This is a genomic window from Salmonella sp. SAL4457, assembly GCF_046548235.1.
GTDB classification, from domain to species: Bacteria; Pseudomonadota; Gammaproteobacteria; order Enterobacterales; family Enterobacteriaceae; genus Salmonella; species Salmonella enterica.
On the sequence record NZ_JBGDZO010000001.1, the window covers coordinates 243,623 to 266,808 of the forward strand.

Consider the following 23,186-nt stretch of genomic DNA (forward strand, 5'->3'; position numbering starts at 1 on the left):
GGAATTTAGGCCAGGGGCAATCTGGCCGGGATCTCAAAAAATGCATGGACTAAAACGGGTCTATGTACAGAGGGACACAACGCTGTGTCCCTTAATTTCATGCGGGTTGAGGCTGGACTAGGCCCAGGCCAGTGGCAGGATGGATGACAGAACACTCGGGAAATATTTTCTGGCATGACGTTGCATACTATCCGCCACAACGCTGGTACAGGTAAAGGCGCCATGGAGGCCGTGAAAACGGTCGGACCAGTCGGTAAACTGTTCGCTGGACGGGAAGATCGCCGGAGACAGCTCCCAGGCTTTCTGCATCAGCGCCTCCGCATAGCCTCTCAGGGCCGGCGGAGAGTCATGCTCAGTGCCGAAAATGGCGCTGGAGGAATAGCGTGCGAATGCGGTACTGAGACAGAACAGGGTTTCCGCCTGCTTCTGTGGGGTGGCGTCAGTCAGGTGATAAGCACTGAGGATGTGCTGGTAGTGTGCCGGGCTGAGTTTGCCTTCAGGAAGCAAGGGGTCAAAAATGCTGGTCAGACGCGACACTGAGGCATCATCAATCAACTTTACGGTGGAATGTTTCTGGTTCGTGGCGGCAATAAACTGCTGGTTCAGTTCCCCGTGCTCTTCAGTGCTGAGGATGATATCAATCAGTTCCCCAAAGCGTCGCTGCACGGCCTGCTGATTAAATGCGGCGAGAAACACCGGAAAGTCATGACGGAATAACTCTACCGGGGAGATTTGCGCGGTGGAAACGTTCTCTCCGGCTCGCAGCAGGTAAAAGTTGTCCCATGTGGTGTCAGGAGTAGGGTTTAGCATTGTTAACAGCGTGTCAGTGGAGAGCATCATCGCCGTGTCTGAATCCTGGGAGGAAAGCAGCAGGAAATTATCTGCAGCGCGGGTTGTCCAGTCCGGGCTGCCGTCATAATTGCCGAAGAGCCCATTATGGATGTGGGGAGACACCGCCGGGTGAGCAAGATACTGTTCATAAAGCGCTGCAGCTTTCTGGCGGGTGCCATCAGTGCAGTCCACGCCTGTCATACAGTGTAAAATCACCTGATTAAAGAGTCCGCTGTGAGTGGTCATGGCGGCGCTGTTCCTGTCAAACGAATCCAGCAACACAGGCAGTATGCGCTGCTGATAATATGTGTCAGGAGCCGGCAGGGGAACGTCATTATAGGTCTGGCACTGGTGGGCAAAAAAACGTTCCTGAACAGGCCTGATCCACTCGCTGATAAGCGTACTTTGCGTATAGGGGGGGTGGGCCAGTACGCTCACCAGCGAACTTTCAACTGGCCGGATACCTGCCTCTGTTAAACGGCCGCCCCGCAATGACTTCACCAGGTCTTCCATTGCCCGGACTTTTTCCTGACTGTATTTATCGGGCAGGCTGTCAATGGTCATCAGAATACTTTTACCATTATTGTGCTCATGATTTAAAAATCCATCCACAGCGTTCTCAGTCCAAAGGAGTGGCATTTGCAGCCAGATATCACCTAGACGAATAAAATTTCCGCCCCTTGATACTGACGGAGGTGATGAATTATCCGGTTCATGTAAAATAAATAACGCCAGAGAGGTTGGCTTTGTGACGTATAAGCGTATTTTTTAATGTTGTATCAATAAAAGAGGGCTGTTGTTGTGTAGTAATTGAATACTGTAGAAACACTTCATTCATGTCTGAATTACTAAATTTTGTATTACTGCAGACTACATCACTCAGTGTCGAATAAGTGAATCGGCATTCGTCAAAATGTAAATGAGATATATCAGAATAAGTAAATTTTGAATTTGAAAAGTTGAACCCCTTAATAATATCGCCGTCTCGCTCCATGAAGCTGGGGGGCAATATTTTGCTGAATGTAATATTACGGAAATCTGCGTTTGAAAAATCGCGATCTGCGGCCGTAAGGGGTTCTCCGGCTTTCTGCCGTAAAACTGCATCCGTGAGTTTCTTAGCCCAGTCGGCAGGTGATGACGGGGAAGACGTAGCCTGAAGTGAGAGGGAGGGGGATACTGGTGGTGTTCTACCTTCAGAAACCGTGGGCCTGTTATTGGCTGATACAGAGACTCCACCGGGGAGCGGGGCCGCACCTGTCATTCTGTAATTATAATCACATGTTTGATTTGCAATATGCTTACGCATGAATGCTGCATTCATTTTTGAGACATCTTCTGCTGAAATATTTTTCTTGCCTGCATTATTTGTATCTTTAATATTTTTAACAGTAATCAATGTTTTGTTTAAGGTGTTTTTATCTTTCGGCTGAAAGAAGTCTTTTATTTTTTGTGGTAACGCGAACTCAATCGGTGAGTCCTTTCCTGTTTTAAATTTTTCATTTAAAGATGTATGCGTGTTTTTAACACTGGTTATTTTTGAGGTGAGCCCGTTTTTCGTATGTTCACGAATAGAGGTAATTAATTTTTTAACCTGGTTAGGAATAGTAGAAAAATTAATTGCGCCTGATGATATCTTCATTAGAATTCCTTATCAACATCATTATGGAAAAACGGTCTGGATTTTTAACGCCTTAAAAGTAAGCTTCATATGTCGGTATGGCGATGGAGATCACAATTCACCATGTTATCTGGCAGGTTTCTTTCAGAAAGTGTCCATCCTGTCATCATGTCACCGTATTGTGGGACGCTGACGTATCTGCGGAAAAATCAAGGCATAAGGGAGCGGGTCGGGTAACGAAGCCCATGTGCACGCAAAAGTAAACCCGCTTCGATGCTCAACCAGCGTTTTTCACCGGCATTCGGGATATCGTCGGCGGACGTTCCGGCGCGTATGAGAAAGAACTGCGTAAAGCGCGTGAAATCGCTTTTCAGGAAATAATCGTTTTCTTTTAAATATTATTACGTGTTATTGGAATTGTATCATTTTTATAATTAACAGCGGGTTGTTTGGTAATTCTGCTGATTATTCAATGACAGTCCATGTGCGTGTTCAGGAAATGTAAAATATTTATAAAATAAAAGGTTTTATCGTGTTGACATGCTCATTTTAACAACTATTTCAAATTGTGATTGAAGCCGACATTTCATAATACAAATTAAATATAATCTTCAGCTATATCTAATAACAGGAGGTTATATGAGCATTAGTCGTCGTTCTTTTTTGCAGGGGGTAGGCATCGGCTGCTCTGCCTGCGCGCTGGGCGCTTTTCCGCCCGGGGCGCTGGCGCGCAACCCGATTGCCGGCATTAACGGTAAAACCACGCTAACGCCAAGCTTGTGCGAAATGTGTTCCTTTCGTTGCCCTATTCAGGCGCAGGTAGTCAATAACAAGACCGTTTTCATCCAGGGCAATCCTTCTGCGCCGCAGCAGGGGACGCGCATATGCGCCAGGGGCGGGAGCGGCGTCAGCCTGGTCAATGACCCGCAACGGATTGTAAAACCTATGAAACGCACCGGGCCACGCGGCGACGGTGAATGGCAGGTGATTAGCTGGCAACAGGCTTACCAGGAAATCGCGGCGAAAATGAATGCCATCAAAGCGCAGCATGGCCCCGAGAGCGTGGCTTTCTCTTCCAAATCGGGCTCGCTCTCCAGCCATCTTTTCCATCTGGCTACGGCCTTTGGTTCGCCTAATACCTTTACGCACGCCTCAACATGCCCTGCCGGGAAAGCCATTGCGGCAAAAGTGATGATGGGCGGCGATCTGGCGATGGATATCGCTAACACGCGCTATCTGGTTTCGTTTGGCCACAATTTGTATGAAGGGATTGAAGTTGCCGATACCCATGAGTTAATGACCGCGCAGGAGAAGGGGGCCAAAATGGTGAGCTTCGATCCGCGTTTGTCGATATTTTCCAGCAAGGCGGATGAGTGGCACGCTATTCGTCCCGGGGGGGATTTAGTGGTTCTGCTGGCGATGTGCCACGTCATGATTGATGAACAGCTCTACGATGCGTCTTTTGTTGAGCGTTATACCAGCGGATTTGAACAGTTAGCACAGGCGGTAAAAGAGACGACGCCGGAATGGGCCGCCGCGCAGGCCGATGTCCCAGCCGACGTTATTGTCCGGGTGACACGCGAACTGGCTGCCTGCGCGCCTCACGCTATTGTCAGTCCTGGTCATCGCGCGACGTTCTCGCAGGAAGAGATCGATATGCGGCGTATGATTTTTACGCTTAATGTGCTGCTCGGTAATATTGAGCGCGAAGGCGGGCTATATCAGAAAAAAAACGCGTCTGTTTACAATAAACTGGCCGGAGAAAAGGTCGCGCCAACGCTGGCGAAACTCAACATTAAAAATATGCCGAAACCGACGGCGCAACGCATCGATTTGGTCGCACCGCAGTTTAAATATATCGCCGCTGGCGGCGGCGTGGTGCAAAGCATTATTGACTCGGCGTTAACCCAGAAGCCTTACCCGATAAAGGCGTGGATTATGTCGCGGCATAATCCTTTCCAGACCGTCACCTGTCGTTCGGACCTGGTAAAAACCGTTGAGCAACTGGATCTGGTGGTCAGCTGCGATGTCTATTTGAGCGAGAGCGCGGCATATGCCGACTATCTGCTGCCGGAATGCACCTATCTCGAACGGGACGAAGAGGTATCCGATATGTCGGGACTGCACCCGGCTTACGCTCTGCGCCAACAGGTCGTAGAGCCGATTGGCGAGGCGCGTCCGAGTTGGCAAATCTGGAAAGAACTTGGCGAACAGTTGGGATTAGGGCAGTACTATCCGTGGCAGGATATGCAGACGCGCCAACTCTATCAGTTGAACGGCGACCATGCCTTAGCGAAGGAACTGCGACAGAAAGGGTATCTCGAATGGGGCGTTCCGCTGCTATTACGCGAACCAGAATCCGTTCGTCAGTTTACGGCGCGTTACCCCGGCGCTATCGCGACGGACAGTGACAACACCTATGGCGAACAGCTTCGCTTCAAATCGCCCTCCGGCAAAATCGAACTTTATTCCGCAACCCTGGAGGAATTGCTCCCTGGCTACGGCGTTCCGCGCGTTCGTGACTTTGCGCTGAAAAAAGAGAATGAGCTTTACTTCATTCAGGGCAAGGTGGCCGTGCATACCAATGGCGCGACGCAGTACGTACCTTTACTCAGCGAGCTAATGTGGGATAACGCGGTCTGGGTTCATCCGCAAACGGCGCAAGAAAAAGGCATTAAGACCGGCGATGAGATCTGGCTGGAAAATGCCACGGGTAAAGAGAAAGGTAAGGCGCTGGTGACGCCCGGTATCCGCCCGGACACGCTTTTTGTCTATATGGGATTTGGCGCTAAAGCTGGGGCCAAAACGGCGGCGACGACACACGGTATCCACTGCGGAAATTTACTGCCGCACGTGACGAGTCCGGTATCCGGTACGGTAGTGCATACCGCAGGCGTGACGCTGAGCCGGGCATGAGGGAGGAGGGAACCATGAATCATTTAACGAATCAGTACGTCATGCTGCATGATGAAAAACGTTGTATCGGCTGCCAGGCGTGTACCGTTGCCTGCAAAGTGCTTAATGACGTACCGGAGGGATTTAGCCGCGTACAGGTACAAATTCGCGCCCCTGAACAGGCATCCAACGCACTAACCCATTTTCAATTTGTCCGCGTCTCCTGTCAGCACTGTGAAAATGCGCCATGTGTCAGCGTTTGTCCTACCGGAGCGTCATATCGTGATGAAAACGGGATCGTGCAGGTGGATAAATCGCGCTGTATTGGCTGCGATTATTGTGTTGCCGCGTGTCCTTTCCATGTGCGCTATTTGAATCCGCAAACCGGTGTCGCCGACAAGTGTAACTTCTGCGCCGACACGCGGTTGGCGGCTGGCCAGTCTCCGGCGTGCGTATCCGTTTGCCCAACGGACGCGCTGAAATTCGGCAGACTGGATGAGAGCGAGATCCAGCGCTGGGTCGGTCAGAAAGAGGTCTATCGCCAGCAGGAGGCGCGTAGCGGCGCGGTCAGTCTGTACCGTCGTAAAGAAGTCCATCAGGAGGGTAAAGCATGAATACTATCTGGGGAGCGGAACTACACTATGCGCCAGATTATTGGCCGCTGTGGTTAATTTATGCAGGCGTCGTGGTGCTGCTCATGCTTGTTGGGTTGGTTATCCATGCGTTATTGCGCCGGATGCTGGCGCCAAAAACGGCAGGCGGCGAAGAGCATCGTGACTATCTCTACTCGCTGGCGATTCGCCGTTGGCATTGGGGAAATGCGTTACTGTTTGTTTTATTACTGTTAAGCGGTTTATTTGGTCATTTTTCTCTCGGCCCTGTAGCGCTAATGGTACAAGTGCATACCTGGTGTGGTTTTGCCTTACTGGCTTTCTGGGTCGGGTTTGTGCTGATCAACCTCACCACAGGTAACGGGCGTCACTATCGGGTAAATTTTTCCGGACTGGTAACGCGCTGCATACGCCAGACGCGTTTTTACCTTTTTGGCATTATGAAAGGGGAAGCGCATCCGTTCGCGGCAACAGAGCAGAATAAGTTCAATCCACTGCAACAACTGGCATATCTGGCGATTATGTACGCGCTGGTACCGCTGTTAATCATCACCGGTTTGCTGTGTCTCTATCCGCAGGTTGCGGGTCTGGGCCCTGTGATGCTGGTGCTGCATATGGCGCTTGCTATCATCGGCTTACTGTTTATTTGCGCGCATCTCTATCTGTGTACTCTTGGCGACACGCCGGGACAAATTTTCCGTAGCATGGTTGACGGCTATCATCGTCATCGTACCGCGCCGCGCGGGGATAAGTCCGCCGTCTGAGCGTATCCATAAAATAATGTCAGCAAGAAAATGTGCCTTGTGTCACATTTTCTTGCAATTTATCCATGTTTGTTTAACTGAACTTCCGTAAAAAGAACGGCAAATTGAGACCATCCTGAGGACATGCTGTTGAAACGCCGTTTGTTTATTGCCGCTTCTTTATTCGCGATGCACCTTTCTCCTGCGCTTGCGGCCGATGCCGTAAGTTTTGCTCCCCAACCGCCAGCCATTGATGCAGGCGCCTGGGTGTTGATGGATTACACTACGGGACAGGTTCTTACCGCCGGTAATGAACACCAGCAACGTAATCCCGCCAGCCTTACCAAGCTAATGACGGGCTACGTCGTCGATCGCGCCATCGATAGTCATCGTATCAGCCCTGACGATATCGTCACCGTTGGGCGCGACGCCTGGGCGAAGGATAATCCGGTGTTTGTCGGCTCCTCGTTGATGTTTTTAAAAGAAGGAGATCGCGTGTCGGTGCGTGATTTAAGCCGTGGCTTAATCGTGGATTCCGGTAACGATGCCTGTGTGGCGCTGGCGGATTATATCGCGGGCGGGCAGCCGCAGTTTGTGGCGATGATGAACAGCTATGTGAAAAAACTCAATTTACAGGATACCCATTTTGAAACCGTCCACGGTCTGGATGCGCCGGGACAACATAGCTCCGCGTATGACCTGGCCGTACTCTCCCGGGCGATTATTCACGGTGAACCTGAATTTTATCACATGTACAGCGAGAAGAGCCTGACCTGGAACGGCATCACACAGCAGAACCGCAACGGCTTGTTGTGGGATAAGACCATGCATATTGATGGGCTTAAAACCGGACACACATCGGGGGCGGGGTTTAATCTTATCGCATCGGCGGTGGACGGGCAGCGTCGACTTATCGCCGTCGTGATGGGGGCGAAAAGTTCGAAAGGCCGTGAGGAACAGGCGCGAAAACTGTTGCAGTGGGGCCAGCAAAACTTTGCGACGGTGCAGATTTTGCACAGCGGCAAAAAAGTGGGCAGCGAGCGGATCTGGTACGGAGACAAAGAAAAGATTGCGCTGGGTACGGAACAGGATTTCTGGATGGCGCTGCCTAAAGCGGAAATTCCGCATATCAAAGCAAAATATGTGCTGGATAGAAAAGAGCTGGAGGCGCCAATCGCCGCTCATCAACGGGTAGGTGAAATAGAGCTCTACGATCGAGATAAACTGATCGCTCAGTGGCCGCTGGTCACTCTGGAGTCGGTGGGTAAAGGCGGTATGTTCTCTCGTCTGAGCGACTATTTTCAGCATAAAGCGTAAGCCGTTGTCACACACCGTTCACCGTCATCTGAGGTGTCAAAAGGGCGGGATTGCGAGGTTGCTCACAAAATGATCACGCTGTCCTTGTGACCGTAAAAGGCTGTAATTATACTGTATATTCATACAGTATAGTAAAGTGACGGAGGCAGCATGGATTACGAAATCAGGCAGGAACAAAAACGCAAGATAGCCGGTTTCCACATGGTCGGTCCATGGGAACACACCGTGAAGCAGGGTTTTGAACAACTGATGACGTGGGTGGATCGACAGCGGATCGTGCCAGTTGAATGGATTGCCGTCTATTACGACAATCCAGATGTCGTACCTGCGGAAAAACTCCGCTGCGATACCGTGGTGTCCGTGGCAGAGAATTTCATCCTGCCGGACAATAGCGAAGGCGTAATCGTGACCGCCATTGAAGGCGGCGAATATGCCACTGCTGTCGCGCGAGTGGAAGACCGTGACTTTGCGAAGCCGTGGGAACGGTTTTTTGACGTCCTGGAGCAGGATAGCGCTTATCAGATAGCCTCTGCGCCCTGTTTTGAAACCTATCTGAATAACGGCATGGAAGATGGATACTGGGATATTGAAATGTATATTCCGGTACAGCGGAAGTGATCGACTGGTTTCCTGTCTGAAAAGAGCGGACGGATAATGTGTTCCGTCCGCCAGTGCGCTATTTTTGCTATAAAGCAGGTACAATGCATTTTTTGCCATTCCCGTAAGGAGCGCAAGCGTGCGTGCCGATAAGTCATTAAGCCCTTTTGAAATACGGTTGTACCGTCATTATCGCATCGTGCATGGCATACGTATCGCCCTGGCGTTCATTCTTACCTTTCTGCTGGTTCGTCTGTTTTCTATTCCCGAGGGCACATGGCCGCTAATCACGTTAGTGGTGATTATGGGGCCCATCTCATTCTGGGGAAATGTAGTGCCTCGTGCTTTTGAGCGCATAGGCGGTACGATCCTGGGCGCGGCGTTAGGGCTGGTGGCGTTACGCCTGGAGCTCTTTTCCTTACCGCTGATGCTGGTGTGGTGTGCGATAGCGATGTTTTTGTGCGGCTGGCTGGCCTTAGGGAAAAAACCGTATCAGGCGCTACTGATAGGCATAACGCTTGCCGTTGTTGTCGGCGCTCCCGCTGGTGATATGGATACGGCATTATGGCGTGGCGGGGATGTGATTTTGGGGTCGCTACTGGCGATGTTGTTTACCGGCATCTGGCCCCAGCGCGCCTTTTTGCACTGGCGCATCCAACTGGCGCATTGCGTCACGGCGTATAATCGGGTGTATCAGGCAGCGCTGTCGCCGAATTTGCTGGAGCGCCCCCGGTTGGATAAACATTTGCAACGGTTGCTGAACGATGTCGTCAAAATGCGCGGGCTGATAACGCCTGCCAGTAAAGAAACCCGGATACAAAAATCTATTTTCGAGGCCATTCAGACCATCAACCGCAACCTGGTTTGTATGCTTGAATTACAAATCAATGCCCACTGGGCGACGCGCGCCAGCCATTTTGTGATGCTTAACGCGCACACATTGCGTGAAACCCAGCAGATGACGCAGCAAACCTTGCTAACGATCGCCCACGCGTTGTTTGAAGGCAACCCGCAGCCGGTACTGGCAAACACCGGTAAACTGAATGATATTGCTGCCGAGTTGCGGCAGCTAATGAACGAGCAGCAGGGCGACGCGGTGGCTGAAACCCCCATCCACGGCTATGTTTGGCTAAGTATGGAAACTGCCCGACAGTTGGAACTGCTTTCACATTTGATCTGCCGGGCTTTGCGCAAATAAAAAGCAGATGGGGTGAATGAATTTGTTGCTGCTTCGATTCAGCAAAGATTAAGAGTATGATACTAATATAAGGATAAAATGAGTGCTACTGGCAACGATTTTATCCCCGAACCTTCAGGTTTCCCCAGACGGCGACGTAACGGTGTTTCCTCTGGCGGCTTGAAGTATGACGGGGATAAACGTAATGTTTATCCACTAGCAGTTGCTTAACGAATCCGAATCTCACATTATCAGGGGTGTAAAAATGGAAACAACCAAGCCTTCTTTCCAGGACGTGCTGGAGTTTGTTCGTCTGTTCCGTCGTAAAAATAAACTGCAGCGTGAAATTCAGGACATTGAGAAGAAGATCCGTGACAACCAGAAGCGTGTGCTGCTGCTGGACAACCTGAGCGACTACATCAAGCCAGGTATGAGCGTTGAGGCGATTCAGGGTATCATCGCCAGCATGAAAAGCGACTATGAAGATCGCGTTGATGATTACATCATTAAAAATGCCGAAATCTCCAAAGAGCGTCGCGACATTTCCAAAAAGCTGAAAGCGATGGGCGAAATGAAACACGCCGATGTAAAAGCTGAATAATGCGCTACGGCAGTGGGAGCGTATATCAGGCTCTCACTGCAGTTTGACCCCGCCAGTGACCATCTTGAGTAAATGTTGTTTTGGCCAGTGTCGGGTAAGTTTTTTCTCTGCCAGCTTATCTTTCAGACGCGCAATATCATGACGTTTCCGGTCCAGCATCAGACCCACCACGCTACCGCTATGCGCCACGTTCAATCCGTATAAATCACACTCTTCGACCAGCGATAGCAGGGCGGTAAAGCCCGGCTTAGGTAACAGCGTCTGGCTGGCGATAGCGCTAAGCGTAGCCGCCTCACCCAGTCGGAGCGGATTTTGTGTTATACAGGCTTCCTGCACCAGATTCCAGGCCTGCTGCAAGGTTGCTGAACTTGCTATTAATTTCTGCTGGCGAGGGAGACGGTGGTAATCTTGCGTGCGCAGTGTGACCGGGCTTTCCAGTACCAGCAAATCGATTGGCGGCGGTGGCTCGCAGGCGATTTGCGTGGCCGCATTATTATGATCAAACAGCGTTAACTGATGAAAAACGGTGCTATCAGTGGGTTCGATTGAGACGCAAAGCTGTGCAAGGGTGGTTTCATCCAGCGAATGGCCAAGATGATGCGCCGTTGCCACCGCCGTAGCGGCAATATCTGCGGTGCTGCTGGCCATGCCTTTGGCAACGGGAATTGACGAACGCACATCGACGCGAATCTCGTTACTCCAGTGCGCAGGATACTGCCAGTGCGCCAGAACTCGCTCCACTATCGCCCGCGACAATGGACGCTCGTTTACCAACGGCGGCGCAGCCGTGACTGCTACGGTGCTGTACCAGTCAACGGGGCAGGAGACCAGTTTCTCACTGCCCAGAATCCATCCCTGGATAAGTTCCCCACATGAGGCGGGGCATTGCGCAACAGCCACGTTATCACCTTTCAGGTACGAATAGTGTGCGCGCATAGTGTCATGGTAAAAGCGTTATTACCATGACTTGCCGCAATGCGTCGTATACCCCTCTCAGGCTGGTACACAAAGCCCTTCCGTGGCCGGTAGCGCAATGCGCATAACGTCTTGTGCGATCATTAACTCTTCGTTGGTGTTGATGACGGCGACTTTCACCAGGGCGTTCTCCGTCTGGATAAATGTCGCATTACGCTGATTTTTCTCTTCATCAACGGCTAAGCCTAAAAATTGCAAATTATGGCAAACCGCCGATCTGGCGCGCGCTGAGTTCTCGCCAATTCCCCCAGTGAATACCAGCGCATCCAGTCCTCCCATTTGCATAATATAGCTGCCAATGGTGGCGCGAATGCGTTCGGCAAACAGAGTGAGAGCGAGTTTAGCCTGCCGGTTACCGGTATTGGCTGCCTGTTCGACATCGCGGTAATCAGACGACACGCCAGAAACGCCCAGCAAGCCTGACTCATTATTTAATAACTGATTCAACTGTTGCGGCGTTTTGCTTTCGCGCTGGGCTATCCACGGCAGAATAGAGGGATCAATATCTCCGCTACGGGTGCCCATCATCACGCCTGACTGCGGCGTAAAGCCCATCGACGTATTGACCGAACGCCCGTTCTTGATGGCGCAGATGCTGCTACCGTTTCCAAGATGACAACAAATCACCCGTAATGCGCTGAGTGGTACGCCCAGCTTTTCCGCCAGAACGCCGCTGACATACTTATGGCTGGTGCCATGAAAGCCATAACGGCGAATCCCCAGTTCCGCGTAATAATGCCAGGGAAGCGGGTAAATATAGGCGGGTTCATCCAGCGTCTGGTGAAATGCCGTATCAAACACGGCTACGGAAGGGGCATCAGGCAACAGTTGACGAAAAACGTGAATACCCAACGCGTTTACCGGGTTGTGAAGCGGGGCCAGTTCAGCAAGACGTTCGATTTGCGCTAACGTTTCATCCGTGACCAGCGTCGAGTCTTTAAAAAACTCACCGCCGTGCGCCACACGATGGCCCACCCCGTCAATGTCCCGCAGACTGTTAATGATTTGATAACCCAGCAGCTTTTCCAGAAGCAGCGTTACCGCATCGCGATGATCGGCAACGGGGACGGTTTCCTGCCATTTTTGGCTGTGCGTCTTAATTGTCACCTGCGCATCCCCCATACCGATACGTTCAATCAGTCCCTGGCAGAGCATGTCGCCCTGCGGCATCTCCAGCAGCTGAAATTTTAACGATGAGCTACCGGCGTTAATGGCCATTATTTTGTAAGACATAAAGGTTCCTTCGAATTCAGAAAATCCAGCACGGCGTCGAGACCCGAGTTATTCAGCGCGCTGGTAATAAAAATCTGCTGTGCGCCAGCCTGCGTAAGCCACTCCGCAACCAGCGAAATACGCTGCGGCTCGGCGAGATCGGCCTTGGTGACCAGGCCAATCGTCGGGCGGTTCATCGGGGCGGTAAAACCCGGAGAAAAGGGCGACCACTGGGCGTCGGCATTCAGCACCAGGGCGATGACGTCGGCCTCGCAGGCGCTGGTCAGCAGGGCGCTGTACAGGCAGCGGTTCTCCAGGTATTCGCCCGGCGTGTCGATAGCCATCGGCGACCATTCAATGGCCTGGGTTTTCTTATAATGGAGCGCTTCGCCGCGCAGGCTTTGGGTCAGCGAGGTTTTGCCGCACTGGCTGGGACCGATAAACATCAGACGCTTCATGACGTTACGTCCGGGTGATCGAGCAAGTGGTGAACTGCATCATCTCGCCCAGTGTGCGCGTCACCTGCTTAAGGGCATATTCCACGGCGGAAACATCGCCAGTCAGCACCACCGCGCCGGTAAAGCGGTCAAGAAAACCAATCTCCACCGCGCCGGATTTGGTAGCGATATCGCAGGCGATAATCGAGGCTTCGCTCGGCGTGATGGTAAGGATGCCAATGGCGGACACCGCATCCGGCAGGCCCAGCTTCTTAAAGAGAGCTTTGCCGGGATTGGCAATCAGGTGCGCGAGGGTGACCTGTTTTCCCGGCACGTATTCCTGAATCATGCGATCCGTTGTCGGTTGTCTTTCCATTATCCCTCCACCATCTGTCGCCACATGGCTTCATGCGGGCGTGGGATCACCGAACGGTAAACCAACAACCCTTTCTCGCCCGCGCTTTCGCTGGCAACCGTCACGGCGTTATTGACGTCAGAAACGTCGCCCGCCACCACCATGTAGCATTTACCGCCGATACCGAAGGCCATATGCACCCGCACCAGGGTGACGTTTGAGCCTTTCACCGCCCGGTCTGCGGCGCTAATGCAGGCCGCCACGCTCCAGGTTTCGACGATGCCGACCGCCTGACGCTTATCGACGCTGTTCAGGCCGCTGATGGCCGGAAGTACGCTGGGATGAATATTTGCCAGCACCAGGCTGTCGACGAGCATCTCGCCGGCCTGCGACGTACCGGTTTCAATGGCCTGCTGGACAGCGCCGATATCCCCGCCGAGCATCAGTAAAAACTTCCCCGGGCAGATGGTCTTGCTGACCAGTAGATCGACGTTGGCGCTTTTCAGCATCGCATCGCCGAGTTCCATCCCTTTGGCAATGCTGGTGAGTTCTAAAATTCCTATAGCCTGAGACATGGTTAACCTCTTACAACCGTGATGGCCTGTTCGCTGATGGCCGATACAACGCCGTCGATGCTGGCGTGAATGGATGCGCCGAGCGCGCCAGGCGGGACATCGGCAACGCATTGCCCGCGCGTCACGCGCTCGCCGACGGCAACAGTCGGTACTGCGCTGGCACCAATATGCTGGCGCAGCTGCAAAGTGACTTTTTCTACTGACGGCTCTTCTTCAACCAGCGGCGCTTCCTGGTACCAGGGGCTTAGTCCCAGTTTGGCGATCAGCCGCTTCACTGGCACGAGGCGATATTTCGCCATCTCGTCGGCTGGATACAGCGGCCCTTCGTAGCGCTGGTTTTGCGCCCGCAGCTCGCGTTTTAACATGCGGTTGATGCGCATCGGCGAGATCCCGACCGGGCAGGCCACGCTTTCGCAAATGTTGCATTCCGAGCAGGTAAGGGCGCTCAGCAGCAGTTGCGGCGTGGCAGCCTGATGAAAGTTCACCGCCCGCACCAGCAGGTGCGGAGAGAGTTCGTGGCCGATCAGATGTCGTGGGCAGAGATCGGTACAGAGTCGGCACTGTTCGCAGACGGTGCGCGCGACGGAAAGCACTGTGCGCTCGTCCTGCATCCTGCGCTGGATAAGCGGATGGCTTTTTGGGAGCACCAGCAGGCCGCCGGTAGTTTTCGTCACCGGGTTATCAAGAGAGGTAATCAGACCACCCATCATCGGGCCGCCGTTAATAAAACCAGGGTCGTCGACCGTTGCGCCGCCCGCCAGCGCCAGCACTTCATGCAGTGACATGCCGATAGGAACGGTAACGGTCAACGGTCTGGCGACCGCGCCGTTCACGGTCAACGTGCGACGAGTGACCGGAAACTGCTGCTCGATCGCCCGGGCAATATTCAGCACCGTTTGCACGTTATTGACGACCACGCCGACGCTGGCCGGTAGCGCAGCCGGGGCGACCCGGCGGCCGGTTGCCATCCAGATAGTTAGCACCTCATCGCCCGCAGGATAAACATCCGGCAGGATATGCAGGCGGATACCGTCTGGCAGCAGTGGGGTGAGGGCGTCGATGGCCCGGCGGTATTTTTCTTTCAGGGCTATCACCCCTTCGCGCGCGCCGGTTGCCGTCATGGCGTACTGTACGCCGCGCACAAGGCGCGCAGCTTGCTGCCACATCAGTTGCTGGTCAACTTTGAGCATCGGTTCACACTCGGCGGCGTTCACCAGAAAAATCTCTACCTGCGCCTGTAGTTTGACGTGAGCGGGAAAACCTGCGCCGCCCGCGCCGACAACGCCCGCTGCGCGGACGCGCTCGCGAATTTCATCGGCGCTATGGGACATTTCAACGCTATTGATGGCGGCGCTCATAGCAGTTCCTCCAGCAGCTCGCGAATTTCCTCGGCGCTGGCCGGGCGCGGGTTGGTGCGCAGCGTGATATCCGCCAGCGCGGCCTGCACCATCGCCGGAATACGTGCGGAAAAGTCGGATCTTCCTTCTTTAAGCGCAACGGCCAGTGAGGGAAGGGCGCAGCGTTGCTTAAGCAGTTCGATTTGCTGAATCAGCGCATTGATTGCCGCAACGTCATTGGCTTCTGCCGGGCAAAAACCGCAGGCTTTGGCCAGCCGCGCATAGCGTTTGGCGGCGCGCGGGTCACCCGCGTTAAAGCGGATCACCGTCGTGAGCAGCAGCGCATTGGCCAGCCCGTGCGGCAGATGAAACTGTCCGCCAAGCTGGTGGGCTATCGCGTGGTTAAGCCCCAGCCCCGCCTGGCTGAAGGCCATCCCGGCGAGCGTTGAAGCGTTGTGCATTTTCCCGCGCGTCGCCACGCAGTCGCCTTTTTCCACCGCCGTCGGCAGATACTGGAACACCAGTTTGGCGGCCTTTTCCGCTAGCGCGTCGGTAAAGTCGCTGGCGCGCGGTGACACCCAGGCCTCCAGGGCGTGGGTCAGCACGTCCATGCCGGTGTTGGCGGTAATCTGCGGCGGTACGCTGACCACCAGCTCCGGGTCGAGGATCGCCATATCCGGATACAGCGCATTGTTGAACAGCGGATACTTGATGCCTTTATCCGGGTCGCTAATTACGCAGGCGCTGGTCACTTCCGAGCCGGTGCCGCTGGTGGTCGGGATCGCCACGCAGGTTTCGATGTTGATCCCGCTCTGCTGGCTAAACCAGACAATCGCTTTCGCCGCGTCCATTGCCGAGCCGCCGCCAAAACCAATCACCACCTGCGGTTGCAGAGCCTGCATTTGCGCAATGCCCTGAACCACTGTGTGGATGGTGGGGTCCGGCGTTATCTCGCTAAAGACGCTGATGCGGTTATCTGCGGGCAGCGCGTTACGCAGGGTATCCAGCAGCGGAGAGCGCGCCAGAAAGCCATCGCAGATTATCCAGATGTGCTTATTGGTAAAGCGCTTGAGCACCGCCAGGCTGCCCTGACCGCTGTACAACCGCGTTTGTAGTGAGAAGGTATTCATCGCGACCTCAGTTAGCGAATAGAAAAGCCGTTGGTCAGTACGCAGCGCCGGGAACGGGCAAAAGTACGCGCTGACGTGGTCCCTTCACCGGTTGGCGTGGCGATAGTGAAGGTGGTAAAGCCTTCGCCGCCGACGCCGATCCCGGCATAAGATGGGCCGTTTTTGACGAATATCGAGGTTTGCAGGGTGCGGGCCGCGAGGTTCAGGCGCGACACGTTCTGCGAGTGCATAATGGCGGTATGATGCAGTCCCTCTTCAACCTTCAGGGCCAGCGCCAGCGCGCTATCGAAATCGCTGACTTTTACCACTGGCAGCATCGGCATCAACTGTTCGCTGGTGACCCACGGATCGTCAGCGTTAACCAGCGCAATCAGCAGACGCGGCGCTTTTGCAGGGACAGCGATCCCGGCGGCTTCCAGCATGGCCGATGGGCTCTTGCCGACCAGTTTTTTATTCGCCTGGCCTTCAGGCAGGCAGACGGCGCGGAGTTTGTCGGTATCGGCAGGGCTTAACAGCAGCGCGCCGAAGGTTTGCATTTGCTGCACCAGACGTTCGGCGACACTCTCCACTACGATCAGGCTCTTCTCGGCAATGCAGGGCAGGTTGTAATCGAATGACGCGCCGTTGATGATATCTTCCGCCGCTTTCACCAGGTCCGCCGTTTCATCAACGATGCAGGGCGGGTTACCCGCGCCAGCGCCAATCACCTTCTTACCGCTCTTCATGCCCATTGCCACAATGCCCGGGCCGCCGGTAATGGCCAGTACTGCGATTCGCGGGTGGGCCATCATCTGCTGGGTCGCTTCGAAGGTGGGTTCCGCCACGGTCACCACCAGATTGCGGATGCCGCAGCAGCGGAAGGCAATCTCTTCAATCAGGCTAATCAGCTTCAGAGAGACCTTTTTCGCTCCCGGATGCGGGCTAAAGTAGATACTGTTGCCCGCCGCCAGCATGCTGATACTGTTGTTGATGATGGTTTCCGTCGGGTTGGTGCTTGGGGCGACCGAACCGATAACGCCAAACGGTGAGTATTCAAACAGCACCATGCCGCCGTCGCCGGTCAGCGCGGTGGTGGTGAGATCTTCTACGCCCGGCGTGTTGTCCAGCGCAGCCTTGTTTTTGAGAAATTTATCTTCTTTGTTGCCCATCCCCGTTTCATTGGCGCTCTCTTCCGCCAGGGGCGCCAGCAGCGGCGTCAGCTCCTGACGCATCGCGCTGATAATGGCGCTGCGGGTTTTTAGCGGGCACTGCTGATAACGTAAGAACGCCTGGTGCGCGGCGTCGATGGCCTCGCTCACGGACTGGAAAATCCCTTTGCCCTGAGGCTGGACCGGCGTTTGCGCCGGCGTGGTTAATTGCTCGCTAAGAATGGTGCGAATCAGGGTTTCGAGTTCAGAAGTATTCATTGATGAGTTCCCACGTTAATAGCCGCGATGGCGGTCTGTGCTATGTCCATGTCCTGCTCAACGCTGCCGCCGCTGATGCCAAGACCCCCAATTAATATGCCGCCGCGCCACAGGGCGTAACCGCCGCCAAAGGTGACCACTTTTCCCTGTAAATGACTTTCCAGACCGTAAAGCGCGGCGCCCGGCTGAACGACATCGCTCAGCTCATGGGTCGCCGTTTTCATCGCCACTGCGGTCCAGGCCTTTTTCGGCGCCAGCTCGCTGCTGACCAGCAGGGCGTCCGGCATCCGCCAGGTCACAGTTTCCGTGCCGTGCGCGTCAACGATGCTGACGACTACCGGAACCTGCAGTTGCTGCGCGCGTTCAACGGCGGCGCGGGTGAGCTGGTGCAGATCGTGGAATGAGAGGGCCACGGGCGTTGTCTCCTTGCTGCGGGTCGGCTGGCTGGCAGCCAGATAGCGCTTGCTAACTTCGCGGATGATGTTGGCCTGGTGCGCATCGCTATCTTCCGCGCGGGCCAGGGCGTACAGGCAGTCCGATAAGCGGTTGATGTAGCGCATCAGCACCTGGCGTACGTTGACTTCAGTTGCCAGTTCAACCAGACGGCGTTCGGCGCGGCGCGCCAGCGTGCGGGCAAAATGTAATCGGCTCGCGGCTTCGCAGCGTCCGGGTAAAATAAAGCTGTGCAGCGGTTCGACGCGGGCCATTGCCCGATCGATAGCGGCTTCCAGGGCCGAAATCTCTTCGCTGCTGATGTAGCGCTGTTTGGGCGACGGCTGCTCGCTGTCGCTGGCCAGCTCTGCGCTAAACCAAAAAAGTTGCTGCTGGATGGCCTCGAGTAAGGTGCGGTGATTTTCATCCGCAGCGGCGCAGGCGCACAGGCTCAGCGCGGCGTTCAGCTCATCCAGCGTGCCGTAGGCTTCAACCCGCGGGTGGGTTTTGCTCACCCGCTGGCCGGTAAACAGTGATGTGGTGCCAGCGTCACCTGTTCGGGTATAAATCGCCATAACCGCCCCTTAACGCGAAAGCGTATCTACAATGCCGACAACGGCGAGGTCGATGGCCTCATTTGGCCCGGAAAAAACGTGCCTGGCGCTGGAGCCGCCGCTGAGCAAAACCAGTTCGCCGACGCCCGCGCCGACGGAGTCCACGGCCACTTCATCGCCGGAGGTGGGCGAGGCGGGGAGTTCGCCATCGGCGCTGACCCGACGCACCAGCAGCAGCTTTTTCCCAATCAAAGAAGGTGATTTTTGCGTGGAGACAACCGCGCCCGTGACTCGTGCCAGATGCATGATTTACTCCTGCTTAATTAATTGAATATTCCGCGCATTGGCCGCGTCACGCGCCATGGCGGTCACGATGCATTTGCGGTGGACAACCAGACGCCCCCGGCTTAGCAGCGCGACATCGCGATAGCTCAGCACCGAACCCGCATGCAGAACCAGCGGCAGTCCGTGCTCGTCGGTGAATACCAGCGGCAGACGAGCCAGTTTTTTTACCGGGATAACCGGCAGCAACTGGCTGTGCAGGCTGAGCTGTACGCGGATGCCAAACGCCAGCGCGTCGTGAATTTTCCGGGCGGCGGCATCGTCGGTTTCTGCATCCGCAAGCTGACCCAGCAGCGGCAGGTCGACGAGCAGGATGCGCAGCGACGCGTGCTGACAGAACAGTGCTGGACAGTCGGCATCACGAAGTTGCGTAACGCTCAGCGTCGCCGTGCTCTGGGCACGGCGCTGCAGCCGGGAGACAATCTCCTCGACAATGCGCTGCAGGGTTTCGCCGTTCATCGCGGGCCTACCAGCCGGGCAAAGGCATGCGGGTTATCGGCACCAGCGGCGTTGGCTTCATCGGTATCAATGTGCATTTCGAGGCGCATGTCCGGTGAAACGCGAATCGCCACGTTGTTGAAAATCAGCCCGCGATCGTCGCCTTCAATCGCCACGGAGACCATATCGCCGTGGGAAACCCGCAGGATCAGCGCATCAAGCGGCGACATATGGATATGCCGCTGCGCGACGATAACCCCGGAAGATAATTCCAGTTCGCCAAAGGGGCTGATCAGGCGGATGCCAGGTGTGCCCTTCAGGTTGCCGGACATTCTCAGCGGCGCGGAAATCCCCAGCGTTCTGGCATCGGTACGCGAAATTTCCACCTGGCTTACCGAGCGCAGCGGGCCGAGCAGGCGCACATTTTTTAGCTGTCCTTTCGGCCCTACCAGGGTGACGGTTTGCTCCGCAGCGTATTGTCCCGGCTGCAGCAGCGCTTTTTTCTCGCTGATGGGATGGCCGGGAAACAGCCGCTCATAATCCTGTGCGGACAGGTGGATATGACGGTTTGAGACGCCCAGCGGGATAGGCCGCTGGCGCATCTCATCAAGAACTTTACTGACCGTTGATTGCAGAAGCTCTTTATCCATTACGCTTCACCTCGCTTGCCGGAATGGATGCAAAGCGTACGAGGTTCGCCCTTCTGGCGCGGACATTTTGGATCCAGACACAGGTTGCAACTGACCAGTTCTGATTCCTGCGGGGCCTCTTCTGCTGGCGCTTCAGAAACGACAGCAGCTATCTCTGACTCTTCAGGCTCAGGTTCAATGACGGGGGGGGGGGGTGTCTCTGCGAGCAGGATCCCTTCTCCGGGCCTGGCGATAACCTTGTGGGCCACCAGACCATTCCGCTGTTCGGCAAATTGCGCACCGGTGGTGATAGCCGCCTGCACGGAGGCCACATCACCGGTAATTTTAATCACCATCCAGCCTGAACCATTGGTCTTTTCGAGGGCGAGCAGCGTGATAGAAGCGGATTTCGCCATGATATCGGCGCAGCTGATAGCCAGTGCCAGACCACAAACTTCAAGTAATCCCAGTGATTGCTTCACGCGGTGCTCCTTATTTGCCATCGATTAGGCTGATTTCGGTAAAATGGCCTCAACATCGCTGTGCGGACGCGGGATAACGTGGCAGGATTTCACTTCACCCACTACGCTTGCCGCCGCGCTGCCGGCATCTACGGCTGCTTTAACCGCGCCGACATCGCCGCGAACCATGACGGTAACCAGGCCAGAACCAATTTTTTCGTAGCCCACCAGCTGTACGTTGGCGGATTTAACCATTGCATCGGCGGCTTCAATGGCGCCGACCAGCCCTTTTGTTTCAACCAGTCCCAGTGCGTTATTCATACTGCCGTTCTCCTGTGATTAAGCATGGAGATCCCGAAAAGGGATCCCTTTGACCAGCCGTGCCGCGTTATTACCGATGTTGCGTTGGGCCTGACTGTCCTGATGATGCATCAGCGTAAAAAGCGGCGCCGATGCGGGTAAATTCTTGTAATGCACGACCAGCGAGTGTCGATCGCAGGCAATGCCGACCAGCAGCGGCGAGCTGCGCGCCGCCTGCCAGGCGCTGTCAACGATATCTCCAGCCGGGTGATGCTGAAGCAGGAAAGGGATGCCTTCCTCTTCGATACCCAGCAGCACTTCGTGCCAGAGGCTGGCGCAGTCATTGATAACGGTAATGACGATGGCCGGGGCGCTGTGATTACTGTCCATATGCAAATTCCTTGTGCCAGGAGAGAATCAGGCCGGTGGCCACCGCGTTTCTTGGGCCTTCGCTACCGCGAATATTTCCCCGCCCGGCGACCAGGCGGTAGTGCGCCAGCGCATCGGTGACCAGCTGCGGAACTTCGAAATCCAGCGACGAGCCGCCGACCAGCACCACGAACGGAATATCGCGAATGTTGCCGGTTGGACTGACCTGACGCAGCGCGCGCAGGGCGTTGGTGACAAAGACGCGTTCTTTAGCGCTGCGGCGAATGGCGCGCACTTTTTCCAGCGCTAAGTCGCCGGGAAGCGGCACCAGTTCGTCCGGTTTCACCACGCAGACGCGGGCGAACACCGCAGGAGGCAGCGGCGTCGGGAAGAACTGGACGCTGCCATCCTCGTGGCGTAAGTGGAACAGGCTTTCGACCTTAGCCAGCGGGTATTTTTTGATCTCTTCCGCCAGATAGCGGTCTTCCAGCCCCAGTTCGCGGGCAATAATCATCGTGACCATGTCGCCTGCTCCGGCGAGATGGGTGGCGATGATTTCGCCTTTAGGGTTGATGATGGAGGCATCGGTGGAGCCCGCGCCGAGGTCGAGGATCGCCAGCGGTCGGGTGGTACCCGGCGTGGTCAGCGCGCCCAGAATGGCGGCTTCAGCCTCAGCGCCGCCGATCTGCACGTCGATATTAAGCTTCTGCTCAATTTCACGGGCAATCATCGCCATCTGCAGACGGTCTGATTTCACCATCGAGGCGATGCCGACGGCCTGCTCCAGCGAGAACTCCCCGGCCAGACCGCCGGTGACGCTCACCGGAACCGAGGTGTCAACGGCCAGAAGATCCTGAATGAAAATCTCGCTGCTGGGCTTATTGGTTAGCTCGGCCATGGTCTGGCGTACGTGCTCCAGCATGCCGCCGATATTGGTCCCGGCCTCGCCGGTGACGTTGTCGAGCTTGCCGCAGCCGTCCACCGCTTTCATGATAGCTTCGGCACCGGCGGCAACATCCACGCGCACGGTACGACCCTGCGCCTGCAGCTCCAGGTTACCGGCGGGTATTGCGCGCGCTTTGACGTCGCCGGATGGCGTTTTAACCACTACGGCGGAACGGTTGCCAATCAGCGCGCGCGCCATCGGGACGATGTTTTTCGTCTCATCGGCGTTGAGGTTGAATACGGTGGCGATGCCGTAAGGGTTGGAGAGGGTCTCGATAACCTTCCCCGGCACGGCGACTTCAATCGCCGCCAGCATCCCCAGAGGAATGCGGTCGATGTACAGAACCTCGTCAACGATCGGCAGCGATTTTTCCAGCCGGTTGCTGACTAGTACGCCATCGTCGCGCTGCAAAATGACGCCGGTAATCTGGTATCCGGCACGCATTGAGGCGTTGATAACATTGGCGATGTCGGCAAAATCGAATGCCGATGACACCACCAGAATATAGGACGAGTCCGCCGGGCGGGTTAACAGCTCCTCCGGCGTAATCGTGATACCCACACCAAGGCCTACTCCGCCCGGCGTTTTTGGGTTATGGCCGATCATTGTCGATTCGGTGATGATGGTTTCGGTAATGGTTTCCATCGCCACATCGCCAATCACCGGCGTGGCTTCGTTAATGCGGATGAGCGAAATATCGCTGACATTGATCCCCGCGCGCTTTGCGACGAGGGCGAGCGCTTCCTGAATGCCGAACACGTTACGCAACGTGCCTTTGATCCCGGTGGTTTCCGCCAGCGCGCTGTGCGTAATCGTCAGTGCGCCAGTCTCATCTTGCCGCGCCAGTGCGACTTCCGTTGATGAGTTACCGATGTCAATGCCAGCTATATATCGCATT

At 55.1% G+C, this 23,186-nt stretch carries 23 protein-coding genes and 2 pseudogenes; 8 read left to right on the plus strand and 17 right to left on the minus strand.

The window, feature by feature from the left end; all coding sequences use genetic code 11:
• Positions 1 to 117: 117 nt before the first annotated feature.
• Positions 118 to 2,470: pseudogene (gene sopA / locus ACLJNW_RS01225) on the minus strand (SPI-1 type III secretion system effector HECT-type E3 ubiquitin transferase SopA).
• Positions 2,471 to 2,736: 266 nt separating this feature from the next.
• Here sopA and ACLJNW_RS01230 point away from each other — a divergent pair.
• From ACLJNW_RS01230 to ACLJNW_RS01265, 8 genes and pseudogenes are all read left to right on the plus strand, one after another.
• Positions 2,737 to 2,829 (plus strand): annotated as a pseudogene (locus tag ACLJNW_RS01230) (heavy metal-binding domain-containing protein); the annotation flags it as partial.
• A 259-nt stretch (positions 2,830 to 3,088) separates the two neighbouring features.
• A complete protein-coding gene (gene phsA, locus ACLJNW_RS01235; RefSeq protein WP_024154639.1) occupies positions 3,089 to 5,365 on the plus strand; it encodes a thiosulfate reductase PhsA in 2,277 nt (758 codons plus the stop codon).
• A gap of 14 nt (positions 5,366 to 5,379) precedes the next feature.
• Entirely contained in the window at positions 5,380 to 5,958 is a 579-nt protein-coding gene (gene phsB / locus ACLJNW_RS01240) for a thiosulfate reductase electron transport protein PhsB (RefSeq protein ID WP_001016236.1), read from the plus strand.
• Positions 5,955 to 6,719: a thiosulfate reductase cytochrome B subunit gene (phsC, locus tag ACLJNW_RS01245; RefSeq protein WP_001092553.1), complete on the plus strand. Its 765-nt coding sequence runs from the start codon at positions 5,955 to 5,957 to the stop codon at positions 6,717 to 6,719. Before phsB ends, phsC begins: the two co-directional genes overlap by 4 nt.
• A 123-nt stretch (positions 6,720 to 6,842) precedes the next feature.
• Positions 6,843 to 8,015, plus strand: coding sequence for a serine-type D-Ala-D-Ala carboxypeptidase DacD (dacD, locus tag ACLJNW_RS01250; RefSeq protein ID WP_000925044.1), 1,173 nt, complete (start codon positions 6,843 to 6,845; stop codon positions 8,013 to 8,015).
• Between the two features lie 150 nt (positions 8,016 to 8,165).
• Positions 8,166 to 8,633 carry a DNA gyrase inhibitor SbmC gene (gene sbmC, locus ACLJNW_RS01255; RefSeq protein ID WP_000384326.1) on the plus strand — a complete coding sequence of 156 codons (468 nt, stop codon included), beginning with the start codon at positions 8,166 to 8,168 and terminating at the stop codon, positions 8,631 to 8,633.
• 118 nt (positions 8,634 to 8,751) lie between these two features.
• Positions 8,752 to 9,810: an FUSC family protein gene (locus ACLJNW_RS01260; RefSeq protein WP_001200854.1), complete on the plus strand. Its 1,059-nt coding sequence runs from the start codon at positions 8,752 to 8,754 to the stop codon at positions 9,808 to 9,810.
• Positions 9,811 to 10,054: 244 nt separating this feature from the next.
• Positions 10,055 to 10,390 (plus strand): DUF496 family protein, encoded by a 336-nt coding sequence (locus ACLJNW_RS01265; RefSeq protein WP_000450405.1) that lies wholly within the window; start codon positions 10,055 to 10,057, stop codon positions 10,388 to 10,390.
• Positions 10,391 to 10,423: 33 nt separating this feature from the next.
• On the opposite strand, the gene pduX is transcribed toward ACLJNW_RS01265, so the two are convergent.
• From pduX to pduG, 16 genes are all read right to left on the minus strand, one after another.
• Positions 10,424 to 11,290 (minus strand): L-threonine kinase PduX, encoded by an 867-nt coding sequence (pduX, locus tag ACLJNW_RS01270; RefSeq protein WP_038803957.1) that lies wholly within the window; start codon positions 11,288 to 11,290, stop codon positions 10,424 to 10,426.
• A 93-nt stretch (positions 11,291 to 11,383) separates the two neighbouring features.
• Complete coding sequence (gene pduW / locus ACLJNW_RS01275; protein WP_023204607.1) at positions 11,384 to 12,598, minus strand: propanediol utilization propionate kinase PduW; 1,215 nt, start codon at positions 12,596 to 12,598, stop codon at positions 11,384 to 11,386.
• Positions 12,583 to 13,035, minus strand: a complete 453-nt coding sequence (gene pduV, locus ACLJNW_RS01280) for a propanediol utilization protein PduV (protein WP_000826277.1) — start codon at positions 13,033 to 13,035, stop codon at positions 12,583 to 12,585. Before pduV ends, pduW begins: the two co-directional genes overlap by 16 nt.
• 4 nt (positions 13,036 to 13,039) lie before the next feature.
• Positions 13,040 to 13,390 (minus strand): propanediol utilization microcompartment protein PduU, encoded by a 351-nt coding sequence (gene pduU / locus ACLJNW_RS01285; RefSeq protein WP_000441098.1) that lies wholly within the window; start codon positions 13,388 to 13,390, stop codon positions 13,040 to 13,042.
• Positions 13,390 to 13,944, minus strand: coding sequence for a propanediol utilization microcompartment protein PduT (pduT, locus tag ACLJNW_RS01290; RefSeq protein WP_000075774.1), 555 nt, complete (start codon positions 13,942 to 13,944; stop codon positions 13,390 to 13,392). The genes pduU and pduT overlap by 1 nt, the downstream gene beginning before the upstream one ends.
• Before the next feature lie 2 nt (positions 13,945 to 13,946).
• Positions 13,947 to 15,302, minus strand: a complete 1,356-nt coding sequence (gene pduS, locus ACLJNW_RS01295) for a cobalamin reductase PduS (RefSeq protein ID WP_001271293.1) — start codon at positions 15,300 to 15,302, stop codon at positions 13,947 to 13,949.
• On the minus strand, positions 15,299 to 16,411 hold the full coding sequence (pduQ, locus tag ACLJNW_RS01300) for a 1-propanol dehydrogenase PduQ (RefSeq protein WP_001091465.1): 1,113 nt from the start codon (positions 16,409 to 16,411) through the stop codon (positions 15,299 to 15,301). The genes pduS and pduQ overlap by 4 nt, the downstream gene beginning before the upstream one ends.
• 11 nt (positions 16,412 to 16,422) lie before the next feature.
• Complete coding sequence (gene pduP, locus ACLJNW_RS01305) at positions 16,423 to 17,817, minus strand: CoA-acylating propionaldehyde dehydrogenase PduP (protein WP_001097680.1); 1,395 nt, start codon at positions 17,815 to 17,817, stop codon at positions 16,423 to 16,425.
• Positions 17,814 to 18,824, minus strand: coding sequence for a two-domain cob(I)yrinic acid a,c-diamide adenosyltransferase PduO (gene pduO, locus ACLJNW_RS01310; protein WP_001029488.1), 1,011 nt, complete (start codon positions 18,822 to 18,824; stop codon positions 17,814 to 17,816). The genes pduP and pduO overlap by 4 nt, the downstream gene beginning before the upstream one ends.
• 9 nt (positions 18,825 to 18,833) lie before the next feature.
• Positions 18,834 to 19,109, minus strand: a complete 276-nt coding sequence (gene pduN, locus ACLJNW_RS01315; protein ID WP_000549825.1) for a propanediol utilization microcompartment protein PduN — start codon at positions 19,107 to 19,109, stop codon at positions 18,834 to 18,836.
• A 3-nt stretch (positions 19,110 to 19,112) separates the two neighbouring features.
• On the minus strand, positions 19,113 to 19,604 hold the full coding sequence (gene pduM, locus ACLJNW_RS01320; protein ID WP_001012965.1) for a propanediol utilization microcompartment protein PduM: 492 nt from the start codon (positions 19,602 to 19,604) through the stop codon (positions 19,113 to 19,115).
• Positions 19,601 to 20,233 (minus strand): phosphate propanoyltransferase, encoded by a 633-nt coding sequence (locus tag ACLJNW_RS01325; RefSeq protein WP_023204615.1) that lies wholly within the window; start codon positions 20,231 to 20,233, stop codon positions 19,601 to 19,603. The genes pduM and ACLJNW_RS01325 overlap by 4 nt, the downstream gene beginning before the upstream one ends.
• Complete coding sequence (gene pduK / locus ACLJNW_RS01330) at positions 20,233 to 20,715, minus strand: propanediol utilization microcompartment protein PduK (protein ID WP_077911656.1); 483 nt, start codon at positions 20,713 to 20,715, stop codon at positions 20,233 to 20,235. The genes ACLJNW_RS01325 and pduK overlap by 1 nt, the downstream gene beginning before the upstream one ends.
• Before the next feature lie 3 nt (positions 20,716 to 20,718).
• Positions 20,719 to 20,994: a propanediol utilization microcompartment protein PduJ gene (pduJ, locus tag ACLJNW_RS01335; protein ID WP_001057755.1), complete on the minus strand. Its 276-nt coding sequence runs from the start codon at positions 20,992 to 20,994 to the stop codon at positions 20,719 to 20,721.
• A gap of 18 nt (positions 20,995 to 21,012) precedes the next feature.
• Positions 21,013 to 21,363 carry a propanediol dehydratase reactivase beta subunit PduH gene (pduH, locus tag ACLJNW_RS01340; protein WP_023204612.1) on the minus strand — a complete coding sequence of 117 codons (351 nt, stop codon included), beginning with the start codon at positions 21,361 to 21,363 and terminating at the stop codon, positions 21,013 to 21,015.
• Positions 21,353 to 23,185, minus strand: coding sequence for a propanediol dehydratase reactivase alpha subunit PduG (gene pduG / locus ACLJNW_RS01345; RefSeq protein WP_001268884.1), 1,833 nt, complete (start codon positions 23,183 to 23,185; stop codon positions 21,353 to 21,355). The genes pduH and pduG overlap by 11 nt, the downstream gene beginning before the upstream one ends.
• Position 23,186 lies beyond the last annotated feature (1 nt).